13 protein-coding genes and 1 pseudogene are annotated in these 17,036 nt (G+C 47.0%); 11 read left to right on the top strand and 3 right to left on the bottom strand.

The genetic code is table 11. The features are described 5' to 3' along the window. Nucleotides 1-34: 34 nt before the first annotated feature. Nucleotides 35-2,689 (bottom strand): putative bifunctional diguanylate cyclase/phosphodiesterase, encoded by a 2,655-nt coding sequence (locus tag FGT79_RS16065; RefSeq protein ID WP_138753835.1) that lies wholly within the window; start codon nucleotides 2,687-2,689, stop codon nucleotides 35-37. A 173-nt stretch (nucleotides 2,690-2,862) separates the two neighbouring features. On the opposite strand from FGT79_RS16065, the pseudogene FGT79_RS16060 reads away from it, so the two are divergent. The 4 genes and pseudogenes from FGT79_RS16060 to FGT79_RS16045 all read left to right on the top strand — a co-directional run. Beyond that, nucleotides 2,863-3,084 (top strand): annotated as a pseudogene (locus FGT79_RS16060) (ArsR/SmtB family transcription factor); the annotation flags it as partial. A gap of 23 nt (nucleotides 3,085-3,107) precedes the next feature. Continuing rightward, on the top strand, nucleotides 3,108-3,965 hold the full coding sequence (locus FGT79_RS16055; protein WP_281285967.1) for an aldo/keto reductase: 858 nt from the start codon (nucleotides 3,108-3,110) through the stop codon (nucleotides 3,963-3,965). A gap of 187 nt (nucleotides 3,966-4,152) precedes the next feature. Then, nucleotides 4,153-4,593: a MarR family winged helix-turn-helix transcriptional regulator gene (locus FGT79_RS16050; protein WP_138753832.1), complete on the top strand. Its 441-nt coding sequence runs from the start codon at nucleotides 4,153-4,155 to the stop codon at nucleotides 4,591-4,593. Between the two features lie 28 nt (nucleotides 4,594-4,621). After that, the gene (locus FGT79_RS16045) at nucleotides 4,622-7,834 is read left to right on the top strand and encodes an MMPL family transporter (RefSeq protein WP_138753831.1); all 3,213 of its coding nucleotides are present in this window, start codon (nucleotides 4,622-4,624) and stop codon (nucleotides 7,832-7,834) included. Between the two features lie 79 nt (nucleotides 7,835-7,913). On the opposite strand, the gene FGT79_RS16040 is transcribed toward FGT79_RS16045, so the two are convergent. Next, nucleotides 7,914-8,507, bottom strand: coding sequence for a PadR family transcriptional regulator (locus FGT79_RS16040; protein WP_138753830.1), 594 nt, complete (start codon nucleotides 8,505-8,507; stop codon nucleotides 7,914-7,916). A 542-nt stretch (nucleotides 8,508-9,049) separates the two neighbouring features. Between FGT79_RS16040 and FGT79_RS16035 the strand changes: the two genes are divergently transcribed. The 7 genes from FGT79_RS16035 (at nucleotide 9,050) to bcp (ending at nucleotide 14,770) form a co-directional block, all read left to right on the top strand. Then, a complete protein-coding gene (locus FGT79_RS16035; protein ID WP_138753829.1) occupies nucleotides 9,050-9,370 on the top strand; it encodes a hypothetical protein in 321 nt (106 codons plus the stop codon). Nucleotide 9,371: 1 nt separating this feature from the next. Next, a complete protein-coding gene (locus FGT79_RS16030) occupies nucleotides 9,372-10,334 on the top strand; it encodes an FAD:protein FMN transferase (RefSeq protein ID WP_138753828.1) in 963 nt (320 codons plus the stop codon). Beyond that, nucleotides 10,331-10,885: a ferric reductase gene (locus FGT79_RS16025; protein WP_138753827.1), complete on the top strand. Its 555-nt coding sequence runs from the start codon at nucleotides 10,331-10,333 to the stop codon at nucleotides 10,883-10,885. Before FGT79_RS16030 ends, FGT79_RS16025 begins: the two co-directional genes overlap by 4 nt. Before the next feature lie 33 nt (nucleotides 10,886-10,918). Next, a complete protein-coding gene (locus FGT79_RS16020; protein ID WP_138753826.1) occupies nucleotides 10,919-12,313 on the top strand; it encodes an ABC transporter substrate-binding protein in 1,395 nt (464 codons plus the stop codon). A gap of 230 nt (nucleotides 12,314-12,543) precedes the next feature. Then, nucleotides 12,544-13,602: an asparaginase gene (locus FGT79_RS16015; protein WP_138753825.1), complete on the top strand. Its 1,059-nt coding sequence runs from the start codon at nucleotides 12,544-12,546 to the stop codon at nucleotides 13,600-13,602. 1 nt (nucleotide 13,603) lies between these two features. Then, nucleotides 13,604-14,284 (top strand): VOC family protein, encoded by a 681-nt coding sequence (locus tag FGT79_RS16010; protein ID WP_171056274.1) that lies wholly within the window; start codon nucleotides 13,604-13,606, stop codon nucleotides 14,282-14,284. Between the two features lie 15 nt (nucleotides 14,285-14,299). Beyond that, on the top strand, nucleotides 14,300-14,770 hold the full coding sequence (gene bcp, locus FGT79_RS16005) for a thioredoxin-dependent thiol peroxidase (RefSeq protein ID WP_138753823.1): 471 nt from the start codon (nucleotides 14,300-14,302) through the stop codon (nucleotides 14,768-14,770). Between the two features lie 97 nt (nucleotides 14,771-14,867). On the opposite strand, the gene FGT79_RS16000 is transcribed toward bcp, so the two are convergent. Further along, a complete protein-coding gene (locus FGT79_RS16000) occupies nucleotides 14,868-16,736 on the bottom strand; it encodes an LTA synthase family protein (protein ID WP_138753822.1) in 1,869 nt (622 codons plus the stop codon). Between the last annotated feature and the right edge of the window lie 300 nt (nucleotides 16,737-17,036).

Raw genomic sequence — 17,036 nt, 5'->3', positions numbered from 1 at the left:
AAGGTCACTGACCTAGAGACAGCTCCTTTATGATTTAAACGGTCTTTCTCAACATCTGCTCAAATTCCTTGGGAGGAATCGGCCTGCTGAATAAGTAGCCCTGCAGCTCGTCACAGTGCAAATCGGTACAGAACTTAGATTCCTCTACCGTCTCTACACCTTCTGCAATGACGCGCATGTTCATGCTGTGAACGAGTTCTATAATTGCTTTAACAATCGAGGACTTTTTTTCGTCATTCGTAATGCCTTGTATAAAGGAGCGATCCAGCTTTACATCCGATATAGGCAGCCGCTGCAGCTGGTTCAAGGAAGAGAAGCCCGTACCGAAGTCATCGATGGAAATTTGGATGCCCAAACTTCTAAGGTAAAGAATAGTCTCGATGACTTGCTCTATATTTTGCATAAATACGCCCTCGGTAATCTCCAGACTTACGTATTGAGGCTCAAGCCCCGTGTCGCTCAACACTTGGGTAATCATTTCGCTTAAATTTCCTTGATAGAAATGTCTCGCTGAGATGTTTACGGAGACACACACTCGTTGCAAGCCTTCGTCCTGCCAGGCTTTATTCTGACGGCAGGCTTCTCGGAATACCCAGCTGTCAATATCAAGTATAAATCCTGATTCTTCTGCAAGCGGAATAAATTTATCCGGCGGAACCATGCCAAGCTCCGGGTGATGCCAGCGAATAAGCGCCTCGATGCCGCTGAGCTCACCTGTAGCAGCAATAACTTTAGGCTGGTAATACAAGGATAATTGATTCTGCTGCAGCGCGTTGTAAAGTCCGTTCTCAATCTGCATTTTTTCCGTCATGGCAGAAACAAGTGTAGGCTGATAGAAACGGTAGCAGCCGTCGCCCTGTTCTTTGGCGTTGTACATAGCGATGTCTGCATTGCGTATGATCGTATCCATATGCTCGCCATCCTGCGGATACAAGCTGACTCCTACACTTACAGTCAGGAAGAGCAAGGTGCCTTCAATTGAGAAGGGGTTATGGAAGGAATCGACGACAGCTTGTGCATTGGCGGCAGCCATTTCTTCGTTCTCATAATGTCCTACAAAAACAAATTCATCGCCGCCAAGTCGGAATACGGTACAGTCATTAAGCATGGCAGACTTAAAACGCTCCGCGGCCATTCGCAGCAGTTCGTCGCCGACGGCATGTCCAAGCGTGTCGTTTATTTGCTTGAAGCGGTTCACATCCGCGTACATAACAGCGATAGGCTGCTTGCTGGTGTCATAAAGAGCAATCAAGTCCTGCAAGTATATGGTGAATTTATGTCTGTTGGGCAAGCCGGTCAACATATCGTAATAAGCGAGCTGATTCAGTCGTTCCTCGGATTGCAGGAGCATGAAGGCCTGCGTCTCAAGCTGTACATTACTTTGCTGCGACTCTTGAAACATGTGAATCAAGTTTGTGGACGTATCCTTAAAGTTCGCAATCAAGGAATGAATTTCTACGATGCTGCTGCTCGGCCAGTCTACATTTTTCATTTGATGCAGCTTGAGCGGCAGGTTCGTTGTCGCCTCGGTAAGGTGCAGTAGTTTCTGCGACAGCGAACGGTTAATGATGAAGGCCAAGGCGGCGGTGAAGCCGGAGAGTCCGATCAAATAGAAGAAATGTGTAAAGTATTTGGAGAAAAGATATCTCTGGTAGTTTTTAATTGGTGCCTCAAGAAAGATATTCCAGTCAGTGAAACGTATATCTTCGGTATAGACGAACAGTCCTTCATGCCAGGTGCGGAGCTTCATAATATGCCTGGGCTCGCTCGGGATGGTCAAGGACAGATGACTGTTAATTGCAGTCACTTTGCGGCTGTTGCGCCAATCATACTGCTCTCCCTTAGACTCAAGCTGATTGGATGCTAGGATGAAATCATCCTTATTGGTGACGTACAATCGAAAGCCTTCAGGGTTTTCAGCCATTAGTCGTTGGAAGAAAAGAATCTGCTCTTCCGTCTTCTCCGCTTCGGTAAGCATGAGAAACGGCTCGGATGCGAGCCACGTATCCCATGCTTCCATAAGGCGCTGCGCTTCAATGGAGGATATTCCCTGGGCATATAAAGTAACTTCTTTGAAAGAGCTTAAACTGTTCAAGAAGATATTAAGCAGAAAAGAAACGAATACGATGCCGAATGAGAAATGAAACAGCACTTTGCGGAAGGAACGGGGTTCTTTTCCTTCTTGTGATAATCCGGCCCAGCGGCGCAATGGGAAATAGTGATCAATAATTTCCGCGAAGAGGGAATTAAATAGACCATTCATCGCGATCATGACCGTAATAAGCAGCAGATCCGTTGCGTTTAGCAGGGAATCCTTAGCATATAAGAAGAAGATGAGCGGAATGCCAACCAGAATCCAGAATAAGGAATCTAAGCTGAACAAATGCTGCTTGTACCTTCGCAAGAGCAAGCCGACTAATAAAACTTCAAGGAATAGAATGGAGTGGTAAAGGGGCTGGTCAAACAGAAATATGCTGATAGATAAGATGAGACCCGCAGTTAAGAGGCTAGGCCATAATCCAAACAAGCGTAACATCAGTAGGACAAACAAGCTTGTGCAGGTAAAGGAAATTCCGTATGAGAATGGAAATGAAAGGAGCTCGGACACTAGTGCAAGAAGTGCGAGAAAAGCAATTGCGCAAACCATCGTTAGTTGTGTCTGTGACTGTTTAAACCATGTGTTACCCACCTGCTGCCTCCTGAACACTTATATTTTCTCCTATAATTCGACAAAACCACTCAGGATCCTCCTTTTTATATGAATAATATTCCATTTATTCGACGCTGTGAGAAGCGAATAAACTTACATCCATGTATCTCAAACTCGTATTAAAGCAAATTTATTCGTTTATAGGAACTTTGACGGAGCAACATCCTGGCATGCGCGTAGGGGAGATTAAAGAGAAGACCCACCTGTCTCGTCCTGCTGTATCCCATCATCTAAAAATATTGAAGGAAGCTGAAATCATAAGCGTTCGTAAAGAAGGTGCTATTAATTACTACCGTCTGGACGCCAAAAGTAAGCTCAAACTGTTAAAAAATTTAACATATGTAATCGAGAACGCGCTTTCGCAATGCGAATAGCTTTTCGGAGGGAGAGAAAGAAATTGAACAAAACGATTAAGGCGGTGAACGGTGTACCCATTCCACAATTGGGATTTGGTGTGTATAAAATGGCTAAAGGAGAACCATTTGAAAGAGCGATCAGCGAAGCAATTCGAGCTGGCTATCGTCATTTCGACACAGCAAAAATTTATGGGAACGAAGAAGCGCTGGGGCGGGAGATTTACAAAAGTGGAATTCCTCGGGAACAGTTTTTCATAACGTCTAAAGTATGGACGACGGATCTCGGTTATCTCGAGACGAAAATAGCGTTTGAACAAACCTGTAGGAAGCTAAACGTCACGTATCTCGACATGTATTTGATTCACTTTGCAGGTCCTCATTATATAGAAGCATGGAAAGCGATGGAGGAGCTATACATAGAGGGGAAAATCAAAGTAATCGGTGTTGCGAACTTTGAAATTCTGCATTTGGAAAATCTCATGAAGCATGGTGCGATTCCACCGATGATCAATCAAATTGAAACCCATCCGGAATTTCCGCAGCATGCATTGCATGATTATTTGGTTCAACATCATATTTTGCATGAGGCTTGGGGGCCGCTAGGACAAGGAAACAAGAAACTCTTGGAGCATCCGGAGCTTACTGCAATCGCCCATCATCACAAAAGATCGGTAGGGCAAATCATTTTGCGCTGGCACCTGCAACGGAATATTATTGTAATCCCTAAGTCTTCGAATACGCGAAGGATCCAGGAAAATAGAGATATATTCGATTTTGAGCTGACCGATATAGAAATGGACCGAATCCTTCGATTGGATTCAGGGACAAGATATTCGATAAGCCCGACTGGGTATATGGTGAATCCGCTGTATGTAAAACTTATGAAGCTGTTCGTGTGAACGTTTATTTTGAATAATGTTGTGGTGCGCACATTATCTAGGGTAATTGTCTTTGGTCTTAAAATGTACAGAGCTGAAGGATTGAAATGCTCTGCCCCTTCTGATATAGTTCTACTATCGAACTATTTGATAGTAGAATTATTTTGATGTTATTTCTATTGGCATCATGGAAAGGGAGGTTATCATCTTGGAACAAGCGATGCTGAAAGACATTATTGATCGTTACGAGGCAGCGCATTTCCTCGTCAACCGCCGGTTGAATGCGATGTTCCGCGAGCTTATGCCAGAGGATCTTACAGTTGACCAATTATCTACACTGAGGTACTTACAATTACATAATAGAAGCACCTCTTCTGAGCTGGCGGATATTTTCTGTGTAGGCAAGAGCTCGATCACCGCGATTGTTACACGGCTATTTGATAAAAACCTTATTCAGAGGCTGCCGGATGAGAAGGATCGCCGTGTCATTTATTTAGCGCTTACTGAGGAAGGCCGGCAAATATGCGACCATATGAACGATAAGATTGATGTATTGCTTGCCAAATATATTGAACCGTTCAGCGAGCAGGAAGCGATTGGTTTTATTGAAACCTTCGAGAAGCTGGCGAAGGGCATGATGCAATCATAGTTATATTCATATTGAAGGGAGAACAGAGATGAGAACCATACTGAAATTTAGATGGCTTGTACTGGCGCTATGGGTGGCGGTAGCAGCGGGCTTAATGATCACAGCGCCGAATATGGAGGAGCTTGTTCGTACGAAAGGGCAGGTGAACGTACCGGAAGGCTATTCTTCCACCCTTGCAAATGAATTGGAGGCAGCAATCGGCGGGACTGATGGTACAGGTGCGAGCAGCGGAATGGCTACCGTCCTTGTATTCCATCGTGACGGCGGTATGTCTGAGGCGGATCTGGCTGAAGTAAAGGCTGGTATAGACGAGCTGAAAAGCAAGTCGGAAGCTATTGGGGTACTGTCTGTAACGACCCACTTCGACACCAAAGAGTTGGAGGAGCAAATGGTATCCGAGGATGGCAGTACCGTTCTGGCGCTGGTTAACGTCGAAGCGGGAGACCGTCAGCTCTCGGAGCTGAGAGATGGTCTGTACGAAGCCATAGCGGATGTAGAGGTCGAACACTATTACACTGGAAATTGGCTGATCTCTGAGGATGTTGTACAAAGCTCACAGGAAGGACTCAAGAAAACAGAGTTCATCACGCTGGGGTTTATCCTCATTATCCTGTTTGTTGTATTCCGTTCGGCTATTGCGCCAATCGTACCGCTTGTAGCGGTTGGCTTTACTTATTTGACTACACAATCGGTGGTGGCATTCTTAGTCGATTCTTTCGACTTTCCGCTCTCGAACTTCACGCAGATCTTTCTTGTTGCTGTCTTGTTCGGCATCGGTACGGATTATTGTATCTTGCTTATCAGTCGCTTCAAGGAAGAGCTGACACATAGCGATGGCGACAAGACGCAAGCGATTATTCAAACCTATCGCACAGCAGGCAGAACCGTTCTATTCTCTGGACTTGCGGTGCTGGTCGGTTTCTCTGCTATCGGATTCTCTACCTTCATGCTATACCGCTCAGCGGTAGCGGTAGCAGTCGGGGTAGCGGTGCTGCTTCTTGCTCTGTTTACGATCGTACCGTTTTTCATGGCTGTTCTCGGTACCAAACTGTTCTGGCCCGCCAAGGGCTCTCTGGAGCACAAACCGAGCAAGCTATGGGGAACCGTCGGCAAATTTTCTTTGAAACGACCTGTATGGGCGCTCCTCATATTGGCTGTTATCATCGTTCCTTTTCTTACGGCTTATAAAGGTACAATCTCCTTTAACTCGCTTGACGAGATTGGGGACAAATACGATTCGGTTAAAGCATTCAACATTATTTCGGATAGCTTCGGACCTGGTGATTCTTTGCCGACGACTGTTATTGTGAAGACGGATAAACCACTCGATACGCCCGAGGGGCTTGCTGCACTGGAGCAGGTTAGCCGTGAACTCGCCAATACGGCAGGCGTAAAGGCGGTTCGCAGTGCGACGAGGCCGACTGGCGATGTCATGGAGCAATTCCTCGTATCTGATCAGGTTACAACGCTTGAGGATGGTCTAGGCCAAAGTGGAGACGGCCTGGGTAAGATTGGAGATGGACTAACTGAGGCAAGCAGTGCTCTAAGTGAAAATGCGCCAAAGCTTAATGAAGCAGTTGACGGCGCAGGGAAGCTTGTTGATGGTACTAATGAGCTGAAGGCCGGAATCGTGCAGTTGGGCGCTGGTCTCAAGCAGATTCAGCAAGGCTTGGTGGACGGTTCGGCTGGTGCAAGCGAGCTGAGTGAGGGATTGAAGCAAGCCGAATCAAGTGCAAAGCAGTTGGCTGGCGCAAGCAGTCAATTGCTTGCCAGCTACGAACAGTTAGGCGGCGGGCTTGGCAAGCTGACAGATGCATTTTCGACCATTGCTTCGGAGCAAGCGAAGCTTGCTAACGGATTGTCTGGGGTCGAGAAAAGCTTGACAGGGGTGCAAGGTAGCTACCCGGAGCTTCAGAATGACGAACAGTTCCAAGAGGCGCTTAGTACGCTGGGTCAGCTTCAATTGGGAGCAGCAGGTATCAGCGGTCAACTGACTGAGCTCAGCGCTCAGCTATCCGGTGTATCCGGAGGCATGACGCAAGCGAATGCTGGGCTTCTACAGGCAACGGAAGGTCAATCGTCGCTTGCATCCGGACTAGGCAAGCTGGCCGCTGGTATGGCTGAGCTTGAGAAAGGTATTTCACAGGCTGCGGCAGGCCAAGGACAAATTGTGTCGAAGCTTCCTGGTGTTACGCAGGGCTTCGACGCTCTCTCTGACGGACAGAAGGAGCTCCAGACGGGCTTTGCATCGTTAAACGATCAGCTTGGCGAGCTTACGAGCGGACTTGATCAGAGTGTTGACGGTTTAACTCAGGTTACGGATGGGCTGGCCTCTGCCAGCGGTTACTTGAATGGACTTTCTGAAGCGCCGAATAAGCAAATGTCTGGCTGGTATATTCCAGCGGATGCTATCGCGACTGAGGAGTTTGGGGCGGCGCTTAACGTGTACATGTCAGAGGACCGTCAAACGGCGAAATTCGATGTAGTATTTAGCGGTAACCCTTACGCGCAGGAAACGATGAACGAAATCGATGGGCTTGAGGCATCTGTTACAAGAGGTCTTCAAGGTACGGAATACAGCAGCGCTGAGGTGGCAATCGGCGGCGTTACCAGCATGAACAATGACTTGAGAAACATATCGAACGCAGACTATTCACGCACAGTCATTCTTATGTTGATCGGTATTTCGATTATCTTAATCATCTTGTTCCGCTCCATCGTGATGCCGCTCTATATGGTCGCGTCCTTGCTGGTGACCTTCTATTCATCGCTTGCAATCGCAGAGGTTATATTCGTAAGAATACTCGGACAGTCAGGCATTAGCTGGGCGGTGCCGTTCTTCGGCTTCGTTATGCTGGTTGCGCTTGGCATAGACTATAGTATTTTCTTAATGGATCGTTTTAAAGAATATCGCCATCTATCGCCTCAGCAAGCTATTCTTGAAGCGATGAAGAACATGGGGACGGTCATCATGTCTGCAGCCGTTATTCTTGGCGGTACGTTTGCGGCGATGCTCCCTTCGGGCGTTATGTCGCTCTTGCAAATCGCAACAATCGTGCTTTGCGGATTGTTTATGTATGCGCTGCTGATGCTTCCTTTATTTATTCCCGTTATGGTTCGGACGTTCGGTGCGGCCAACTGGTGGCCGTTTATGGGGCGTGGACATAATCATAACCACTCTGACAATCAAGTCAGTGTCGGGCTCAATAAGCAGCATGTCTCTCATGACTCTGCGCATTAAAGGATAACAAAGATTACCCGTGGATCTCTGGCAAAGAGACTGCGCGTAATCTTTTTTTTTGCCATCATACTTTGCCGGATTAATGCCGAGTGAGGGTCTCTCCGTTAGCTAGAAAAGCGCTGAGCTGGTGATGCTGCTCACTTAGCAGTCTCTGCAACAGCTCCGTTCGTTCCTTACTCGCAAAGGCTTCCTGTTCTGCCCTTGTTACTAAGCAGAATAAATCATAAGATTCGGTTGAAAGGGCTAGCTTTCGACATATCTTCGCATGTCGGAACGACTGCTCGTCAGGTGTGAGGTGAGCCGCTTGAGTTTCCTTGCCTCTTGATTTATCCGTAAGCAGCAGTAAGGCTGAGCGCCCCTGCTCTGTTATGCGGTACACCTTTTTACCGTTGTCCTCCGTACAAATGGCAATAAAGCTGCTTGCTTCAAGCAATTGAAGCGTGGGATAGATGGAGCCTGCGCTTGGCTGGTATAGCCCGCCGGATTGCTCCTCTAATGTCTTCATGATTTGGTAGCCGTGCATAGGCTGTCCGCTCAGGAGCTTCAATAGTGCAAACTTAATACCGCCGCGGCCGAAATAGTGTTTGCCCGCCAAGCGTCTTTCCGTTGTGCGGGCTCCTGTTTGTTTATACTGACGATGCTTTTTAGTGACATCTGAGCTCTGATTCATCATGTGTAATACTCACCTCTGTTTTATGGTAAAGGAAAGGTCGCAGCGTTCAACCATCAGCGAGAATGGGTACAGTCAGCTTTTTTGACGTATAGGAAAGGATATGATTTTACTCATCCTTTCTCTATACGTTTCGCAGAAACGATGGCGTCTATAGTAAGGAGGCCGTCAGGCGATTCTTCTTAAAATATAAGAATTTATAAGTTTGTTCGCTTATAAAGGGCTTATATTTCACCGTCAAAAGCTGCTTCAGCGTCTTAAAGGACGCCGAAGGTGTTGTTGCTCGGATGAGATGAACACGACTAACTACTCTCTAACAGCATTGACAATGATTATTATTATTATTTGCAATCTGCAAAAATAATCCTCATTGACCGCATGAATGATGCTTCTTCATTGCCATAATGATCGACAAATACGATTAGACTCGCCGAAGCGGCAAGTCTAATCGTATTTTTATGTTTGTTTAACCTGAGCTTCAGAGTAGCGCGATATACTCTGCTTAATTAAGAAGCAAATCCCAGAGAGGGAAGGTGAAAGGGTTTATGAAGCAGTCCAAAGCGTTGAAATGGCAGTTGGCAGCATGCGGTGCATTTTCTATGTTTCTCATATTCGGTTCTGTACAGAATAGTCAGGCGTTCCAGCAGGCTGCTGCATCAAAGGCAAGCGGGAGCTCGGTTCAATCCATTGATCAGCAGCTTGAAAGTGAGGATGATGTCGTGGATAGCTGGGCAGAGCAAAGGTCGAATGGACGTTCGAACCGAAACACGGATCGACAAGAGAGCAGCTATGGATCAACAGGTGGACAAAGCGCAGAGTCTGGTTCGACGAGCGGCGGCTTGAAGTCACAGACAGGGAGGTCCTAGTATGAGCAGCCTTGTTACGGTAAAGTTCCGCGCTATGAACACAGATGTAGAGGCGCAGCTTATCCATGGGCTCAGCGAGCAGAAAGGCGCTGAATATACTGCACTTGTGCAGGACTGGTTCCGAGATATGGAGCTGCGGCTTAGCCGCTTCCTATCTAATAGTGAAGTAAGTCAGCTAAACCGATCCTCAGGCAGTTGGATGCTCGTATCGGATGTAATGTATCAATTGCTGACAGAGGCCGAGACCTATCGTTTGCATTCAGAAGGACTGTTCACTATTAACGTCCTCGCAGCGCTTCAAGCAGCAGGCTACGATCGCTCCTTTGATCATGTGTCACAGTTTCAGGAAAACCAAGATGCTCAGCTGCTCCCGTGGAATGAACAAGCTGTTTATGAATTAGATTCACGCATGAAAGCGGTCAAACTTAGAAGTGGTGTACAGCTGGATCTAGGCGGGATTGCAAAGAGCTGGAGCGTTCGCAAGCTCTCGGGCTGGCTGCGCCGTAAGAAAGGTATTACGAGAGGGCTGATCAATGCGGGCGGAGATGCCGTCGTATGGGATGACATAGGAGAAGAGCAACCGTCAGAGCTGCGGATTCAGAACCCGTGGAATACCTTAGACAGCGATGCGGCAATTAGACTCTTTAATGGCGGAGCAGCTACCTCAAGCACGCTTGGTCGAAGCTGGCCTACAGCAGCAGGCGAGTGCTTCCATCACATTATCGATCCTCGGAGGATGAAGCCAAGTACAAGCGATGTTGTCCAGTGCACGATAACAGGCTCGGACGTTACAGCTTGTGAGGTGTGGTCGAAGGTTTTCTGCATCGCCGGATTCGAGAGAGGAATGCAGCTTCTAACGAGACACGCTCCAACTTATAGAAGTTATATCTATACATCAGATCGGTCATTCCATCAGCACCCAATCACCTTGGAAGACCATGTGGGAAGGAGGAGAGAAACATGACGGACTGGCTGATTAATCTGCCTACATGGCAGCTCACCCGCATATTCGGAATTGCGGCGTATTTGCTCTTGTTCGGAGGAATGGCGTTGGGCATTCTATATAGCTATCCGTTCGTTAAGGGTAAAAGAAAGCAGGCGGTGTATAAATATCATATGCGTTTGACGAATAGCGGCGCGCTGCTCGCCTTGCTGCATGCAGCGGTGCTTATCATAGATACGTATACTCCATTTACTTGGTTGGAGCTGCTCATTCCTTTTACGGCACATGAGCATCCGGTTATTTATGGGATAGGCACGCTGTCTCTCTACGGCATGCTGCTGCTGTTGCTTACTTCTGATTTCCGGACGAAGCTGTCGAAGGGGGTTTGGCTGACCATTCATTTGCTGGCTTATCCTATTTTTGTACTCGCGATGGCTCATGGATTTCTCGCAGGAACAGATTCGCAAGCGCCTCTCGTGAAATGGATGTACGGTTTGACGTTAATGACTACGCTGCTGCTGCTGGGGGGAAGGGGACTTATTCGCAAGCCGGTACGGGGTGTAGCCGCATAATCCGCAAAAAAAACTAGGCTGGAACTGTATTGTTTGGGAAGCTTGAAGCCGATATATAAAGTAACGGTTAACAACCATTACTTGAATCGGGGGGATATGATGAAGCTCTATTTGTTGAGCAGAGCACTGTACCCGCTCTCATTAATGTTAATGATGTCTATGATAAGCGGCTGCACGCATGCCAGCAATCAGCCTCAAGTTTCTGTACAGCCTGTTGCTGACAAAGTGATCTTAAAGGTTGCCCAAAGTTTGATGAGCCCTAAGCGGACGTTAGAGCTTCAGCGATTGATCGAGCAGTTCGAGAAGGAACATCCTACTATCGGAATTCAACTCCTATTTCCGCCTTACGAAACAGCGGATGATACAATTCTATCAATGCTGGACAAACGCGAGGAGGTGGATATCGTTGAGGTTCGCGATATTACAGCACATGATTATGCATCAAGAGATTTTCTCGTTAACTTGGACAATTACGTTGAAGAGTGGAACGATTTTACGCTGTTAAGCGATAATGCTCGGCTAATGGCAAGGGACATTGGGAATATAACCTACTATATTCCATATGGCCTTTATCAAGTGCAGCTTTACTACCGCAAGGATTTGTTCGACGCAAAGGCGCTTCAGGTTCCGGAAACGTGGGCGGGGTTGTTTTTTGTCGGAAAACAACTCACGAGGCCAGAGATTGGTCAGTACGGATATGCTTTTCGCGGGGGAAGAGGGGCTGCGAGCACTCTGACCTCGATTATACAGGACTATAACGGGAGCAATGTAAGCGTGGCTGAATCGATGTTTAACGTCGATGGAACGACGATATTCAAAGGGGAGCACGCCCGTGAAGCGCTTGAGCTCTACCGTAAGATATACGTAGAGACCTCTCATCCCTCCTCCATTGATTGGGGTTTTAACGAGCAGGTAGAGGCATTTGTGTCAGGCAAAGCGGGTATGCTCATACAGGATTCAGATGTTATTCCGTTGATAAAAGACAAGCTGAAGGATAGCCAGTGGGCGACAGCGCCCCTGCCGGCTGGTCCGGAAGGTGTCTCCCACTACATTGTCGGGGCGGCAGGCTGGGGCATTGCGAAGCAGTCGGAGCATCCAGAAGAAGCGTGGACATTTATTTCGTATTTATCCACGCTTGATAACAATCGAAGCTTTGCTGATGCAGCGGGTGTTATCTCCATCTATAATAAGCCGCTGTCTGAAGAGAAATTTTCCATAGGACCATATGCTCCATATACGTTAATGGCTAATGATCCGTTACACTTCCAAGGCGTAAAGCGGCCGAGTCATTATGCTGGGTATAGCGAATACTTGAATATGGGTACGGTCCTAGGACGCAAATATTTGCAGGAGAGCCTATCAACCGATGGGCTGTTGGATCAGTTTGATGCCTTTTGGATGGAGCAAAGGAAGCAACTGAGTGATTAATGAGTTAGGAGCTGCGGGTTAGGCAGGCGCTTATGGCTGCACATACCTTGCGGCTTTTTTGACGTATAGGAAAGATCGTATGAAGGACGGATGACGGGGAAACCTATAAAATCTAAAGAATGGCGGTCCGTCTTGACCGGAATGCATGAGCGCATATACGATAAAGGCAATCCAAATCCATCATGACATGGGGCTAGGTAACAGAGGCAGGTCAGCAAGGAGGAACAACATTGAAACAATTGTTAGTTGTATTTACTGGCGGCACCATTGGCAGTAAAAAACAAGGCTCCGGCATTGATGTTGATGGAGCAGGCTCGTATTCGCTCATCGACGATTACAACAATGGCGAGCATCAGCGCAATGATGTTCAGCTGCATGCGATTCAGCCGTTGAATATTTTAAGCGAGAATATGACGACAAACGATTGGATCACGCTCGCTGCAGCGATTCGTCGTTTGGATTTAACCTTGTATAGCGGTCTTATAATTACGCATGGTTCAGATACGCTGGCTTATAGCGCTGCGATGATGGGTTATTTATTTGCGGGTATTTCGATACCGCTCATCCTTACCGCAAGTAATTATCCACTAGCGGATGAACGGAGCAATGGTCGGCGTAATTTCGCGAACGCCATTGCGTTCGCCGCACAGGAGCAGTTACCAGGCGTATTCGCGTTATATGAGAATGATACAGGGAAAGCGCTTGTGTACCTCGGAACACGAATCACGCAATGTGCATCCTTTACGGATCAGTTCGGAAGCCCATACGGCATACCTTATGGCACCATCGTGGACAGCCGCTTCGAGTGGTATCCGCATGAGCGCAATCCGAAGCCGGAGTCGCTCCGGTCATCGTCTAAATCGACTTGGATTTGGGATGAGGGATCGCTTCGACTGGAGACGAGTATTGTCTATATCAAGCCTTATCCAGGTCTTAATTATGATTATTACGACTTCAGCAGCAATCAACCGAAAGCGGTGCTCCATGATCTTCATCATTCGGGAACAGCATGTGCGATGGAAGAAGGCCCATATTCGCTTCCGCGTTTTATCAAAGCATGCCGCGCTCAAGGTATTGATGTGTACATATGTCCGATTAAAGACCGCTCGGATTCACTTTACTCTTCCTCACTTAGACTCATTGAAGCGGGTGCGATCGTGATCGAGAAGCTTTCTGTGGAAGCAGCTTTGACGAAGCTTATGCTGGCTTATGGTCTCTATGAGGATGCTGCAGAGGCACGAGCCTTTGCAACGGAAAGTATTTTGTATTACGAGCATAATGAGGTGTAGAATGATCATAGAGAAGTTATTGCTGCATACAGCGAGCGTGAGTGCGCTACTGCCTTTTTATAAGGATGTACTGGGTCTTCCCGTGATTCGTTCCGGGGCAGAGGGCTTCACCGTTCAAGCTGGCTGGAGTGAACTGACCTTCAGGGAATTGGAACAGCTGCCGGCCGTGGAGCATTATTATCATTTTGCCTTTACGATTCCAGAGAATAAGCTGCCTGAAGCAAAACGATGGATTGAAGCTTTGACGCAGCTTGGCACAGAAGCGGGACAGGATATTTCGTATAGTGAGGCTTGGAACTCGCATTCGGTTTATTTCGAAGATCCCGCGGGTAATATTCTGGAGCTGATTGCACGGCACACGATGAATAATGCAGTGAGCCACCCTTTCGATCCGAAGCGGGATATCCTTTGCATTAGTGAGATCGGTGTGCCGACAGCACAAGTTCCAGCAGCTGTTGAGCGTCTAGCTGAGCTTGGTTTACTTACGTACAAGACACGCAATGAAAGCTTTAACCCTGTGGGGGACGACAACGGCTTGCTGATGGTGGTGGAAACGGGCAGACGCTGGCATTTCACGGCTAAGTCCGCAGAATGCTTCCCTGTGCGTGTAACGGTACATGGAGTAGGAGATTTGTATCTGAGTGAAGGTGAGCATGGCGTGACGATTGAAAATATAGATTGAGGAGAGTGCGCAGCTATGGGTGAATTATTGAAGGTTGGAGACCAGGTTCCGAATTTCAAGTTGCAAGCATCGAATGGCAAGGATGTAGAGCTTGCTGATTACGCAGGAAAGAAGCTCGTTATTTATTTTTATCCACGCGATATGACGCCGGGCTGCACGACAGAGTCCTGTGATTTCCGTGATTTCAACGGACAATTTGGTTCGAACAATGCGGAGGTAATCGGCATCAGTCCTGATGATTTGGCATCTCATGAGCAGTTTGTGGATAAGCATGATCTGCCATTCCTATTGCTATCGGATACAGAACATACCGTTTCGGAGCTGTTTGGCGTATGGAAGCTGCGGAGCTGGAACGGTGAGGAGTTTATGGGCATCGAACGCTCGACCTTCCTGCTGGACGAGCACGGCAAGCTAGTTAACGAATGGCGAAGTGTACGTGTAGAAGGGCATGTGAATGAAGTGCTCGAGGCTGTTAAGAACAGCTAGACTATCCAACCGCCTATTTATAATGTATTGCGAAAATATAGCAAAAGACTCACCTTGAAGCCGCGTGCTGCGCTTCAAGGTGAGTCTTTTCGTATTTTTATTTAGTCTTCCAGCTTGGCAACTGGCTGACGTAGCTATCCGATAGATTGAGCAGCTCCAGCGCGCGCTGGTATTCATCCTCTGTAGCTTCTTGCTCCGTGTCCCCGTTGCCGGCTAAGGAATAGTGTTTGCCATCCTCGAACCCACTGCCCGACATGAACAGCTCTTTGCTGCTTAAGAATGAGCCGGATGGGAGATAATAACGCTGAGGAAGCACATTGTACGATTGGTTAAGCAGATCTTGGCCGAAATGAATGTGGTTATCCAGCGAAATGCCCAGCATGTTCGCGATAGTTGGCAGGATATCGACTTGGCCGCCTAGCTGATCGAACACTTTTCCTTCTGTAACTCCTGTAGAAGCCACTACAAGCGGAATGTTGATCATATCGGTGTAGCCGTATTCGTGACCGTAAATTTCTGCCATAAGCTCTTTGTCATCCTTGTCGAGCGAGTAGACAGGAAGACCGAGATGATCGCCATAAAGCAATACGAGGCTGTCATCCCAAATACCGCGTGCCTTCAGATCTGCGATAAACTCGCCAAGCGCATAGTCGGCATAGTTCTGAGCACGGATATAATCGCCGACGAACGTATTCTCGTAACGTTCAGGCAGCGTCATTTTGTATTTGTCAGCAGGAATTGTAAACGGATGATGCGCCGTCATCGAGATGACATGCGAGTAGAATGGTTTGCCATTCTGACTCATACGATCAAGCTCTTCTGCTGTTTTCTTGTACAGCTGCTCATCAGAGGCACCGAAGAATACCGTATCCTCCGTACCGAAAAACTTAGCATCGTAATAACGGTCGAAACCGAGTGCTTTGTAGAGCTCGCCGCGATTCCAGAACTCCACGACATTCGTATGGAAGGTGGCTGTATCATAGCCGTTTTCTTTCAGCATTTTCGGCAAGCTTGGAAGCTCTTTGTCGGCATAAATCATCGTAGCCGCGCCGCGTGGCGGAATATAGAAGGAAGTATTCACGACGAATTCAGCATCGGATGTATTGCCTTGACCGACCTGCTGGTAGAAATGCTTGAAATAATAGTTTTCGTTTACGAGCTTATTAATGTTAGGCGTAATTTCCTGTCCATCGATCTTGAGATTGACGAGGAAGTTTTGGAACGACTCCATTTGGAGTATGATGACGTTTTTGCCTGTCGCTGTTTTCCAAAGCTGCGGAGCGGCGGGCTGTTCTACTTTTTTGACTGTATCAATCTTTTCTTGCGTGATATGGTTCGGATCAACGAAATCAATATCTTTATTAGAGAAAATCATATAGGCCTCATAGTTGAGAATACCCATTTGCTCGGCTTTGACAATCTCGTTCATGCTTGCGCGGTTTGGCAGGATATTGAATAGGCAAAGCGCAATCGAGATGCTGAACAGAGCGACAATAAGCCGTTTATTCTCCTTGCGCGGACCTTTGTTATTCCCATTACCCCCACCTTTACCTTTGGAGCGAAACAACATGATGCCCATAACAATGATATCAATAAAAATAAGCAGATAGTAAGGATCCATCAACGAAAATACGCTGTTTTTGACAGCCGTAACCTGATTAACCTGCTCCAGCGCCAAATAGGTAACAATGACTCCGTAATACTTGTAATACATAATGACGGCAAATAGAATAAGGGTCATTAATAGATTGGCAATCAAATAATAGACGAGCTTGCGTTTGGATGCGAACCATTCTATGAGGCAGTACACCACGAGCACAAATGGGATTTCTTTTAGAATCGTTGTCCATGAGGGTCCATTATCGAAAATAACCATCCATGCCAAATAACTTTTGAGCAGCATAATCAAGGAAAAGAAAAGAATGGGACGCGTGCTTAATAAACGCTTGGGAGTAAGGAATGTCATATAACCGCCTACCTTTCACAGCAAAAACAGGCCGTCTCTCAGAGGCAGCCAGCCCGCTTATAATAATATATATGCGTTCGGTAAATTCTTATCCATTATGCTCCTTATGACACCCTAATGTCAAAAGGCAAAAGGCTCCTCTATGCCCAAGCAAAATATTAGCAAGATAAGAAATAATGAACCTTTTTTGTTTATTTTTTTGGATGCAGTATTTTCATGCTAGCAGATTGAAACATTGCAACAGTTTTAGTAGTCTATTAATACAATGAGAGTGGACAAACAAGGAGTAGATGAATAAAA

This window comes from Paenibacillus sinopodophylli (assembly GCF_005930355.1).
In the GTDB taxonomy this organism is placed as follows: domain Bacteria; phylum Bacillota; class Bacilli; order Paenibacillales; family Paenibacillaceae; genus Pristimantibacillus; species Pristimantibacillus sinopodophylli.
The sequence above is the reverse complement of the archived record's forward strand: the minus strand, read 5'-3'. Positions and strand labels throughout refer to the sequence as shown.

Coding starts and splice junctions, on each gene's coding strand:
- FGT79_RS16045 (WP_138753831.1), top strand. CDS start 4,622: ATGAGAACCATACTGAAATTTAGATGGCTTGTACTGGCGCTATGGGTG.
- FGT79_RS16040 (WP_138753830.1), bottom strand. CDS start 8,507: ATGATGAATCAGAGCTCAGATGTCACTAAAAAGCATCGTCAGTATAAA.
- FGT79_RS16035 (WP_138753829.1), top strand. CDS start 9,050: ATGAAGCAGTCCAAAGCGTTGAAATGGCAGTTGGCAGCATGCGGTGCA.
- FGT79_RS16030 (WP_138753828.1), top strand. CDS start 9,372: ATGAGCAGCCTTGTTACGGTAAAGTTCCGCGCTATGAACACAGATGTA.
- FGT79_RS16025 (WP_138753827.1), top strand. CDS start 10,331: ATGACGGACTGGCTGATTAATCTGCCTACATGGCAGCTCACCCGCATA.
- FGT79_RS16010 (WP_171056274.1), top strand. CDS start 13,604: ATGATCATAGAGAAGTTATTGCTGCATACAGCGAGCGTGAGTGCGCTA.
- bcp (WP_138753823.1), top strand. CDS start 14,300: ATGGGTGAATTATTGAAGGTTGGAGACCAGGTTCCGAATTTCAAGTTG.
- FGT79_RS16000 (WP_138753822.1), bottom strand. CDS start 16,736: ATGACATTCCTTACTCCCAAGCGTTTATTAAGCACGCGTCCCATTCTT.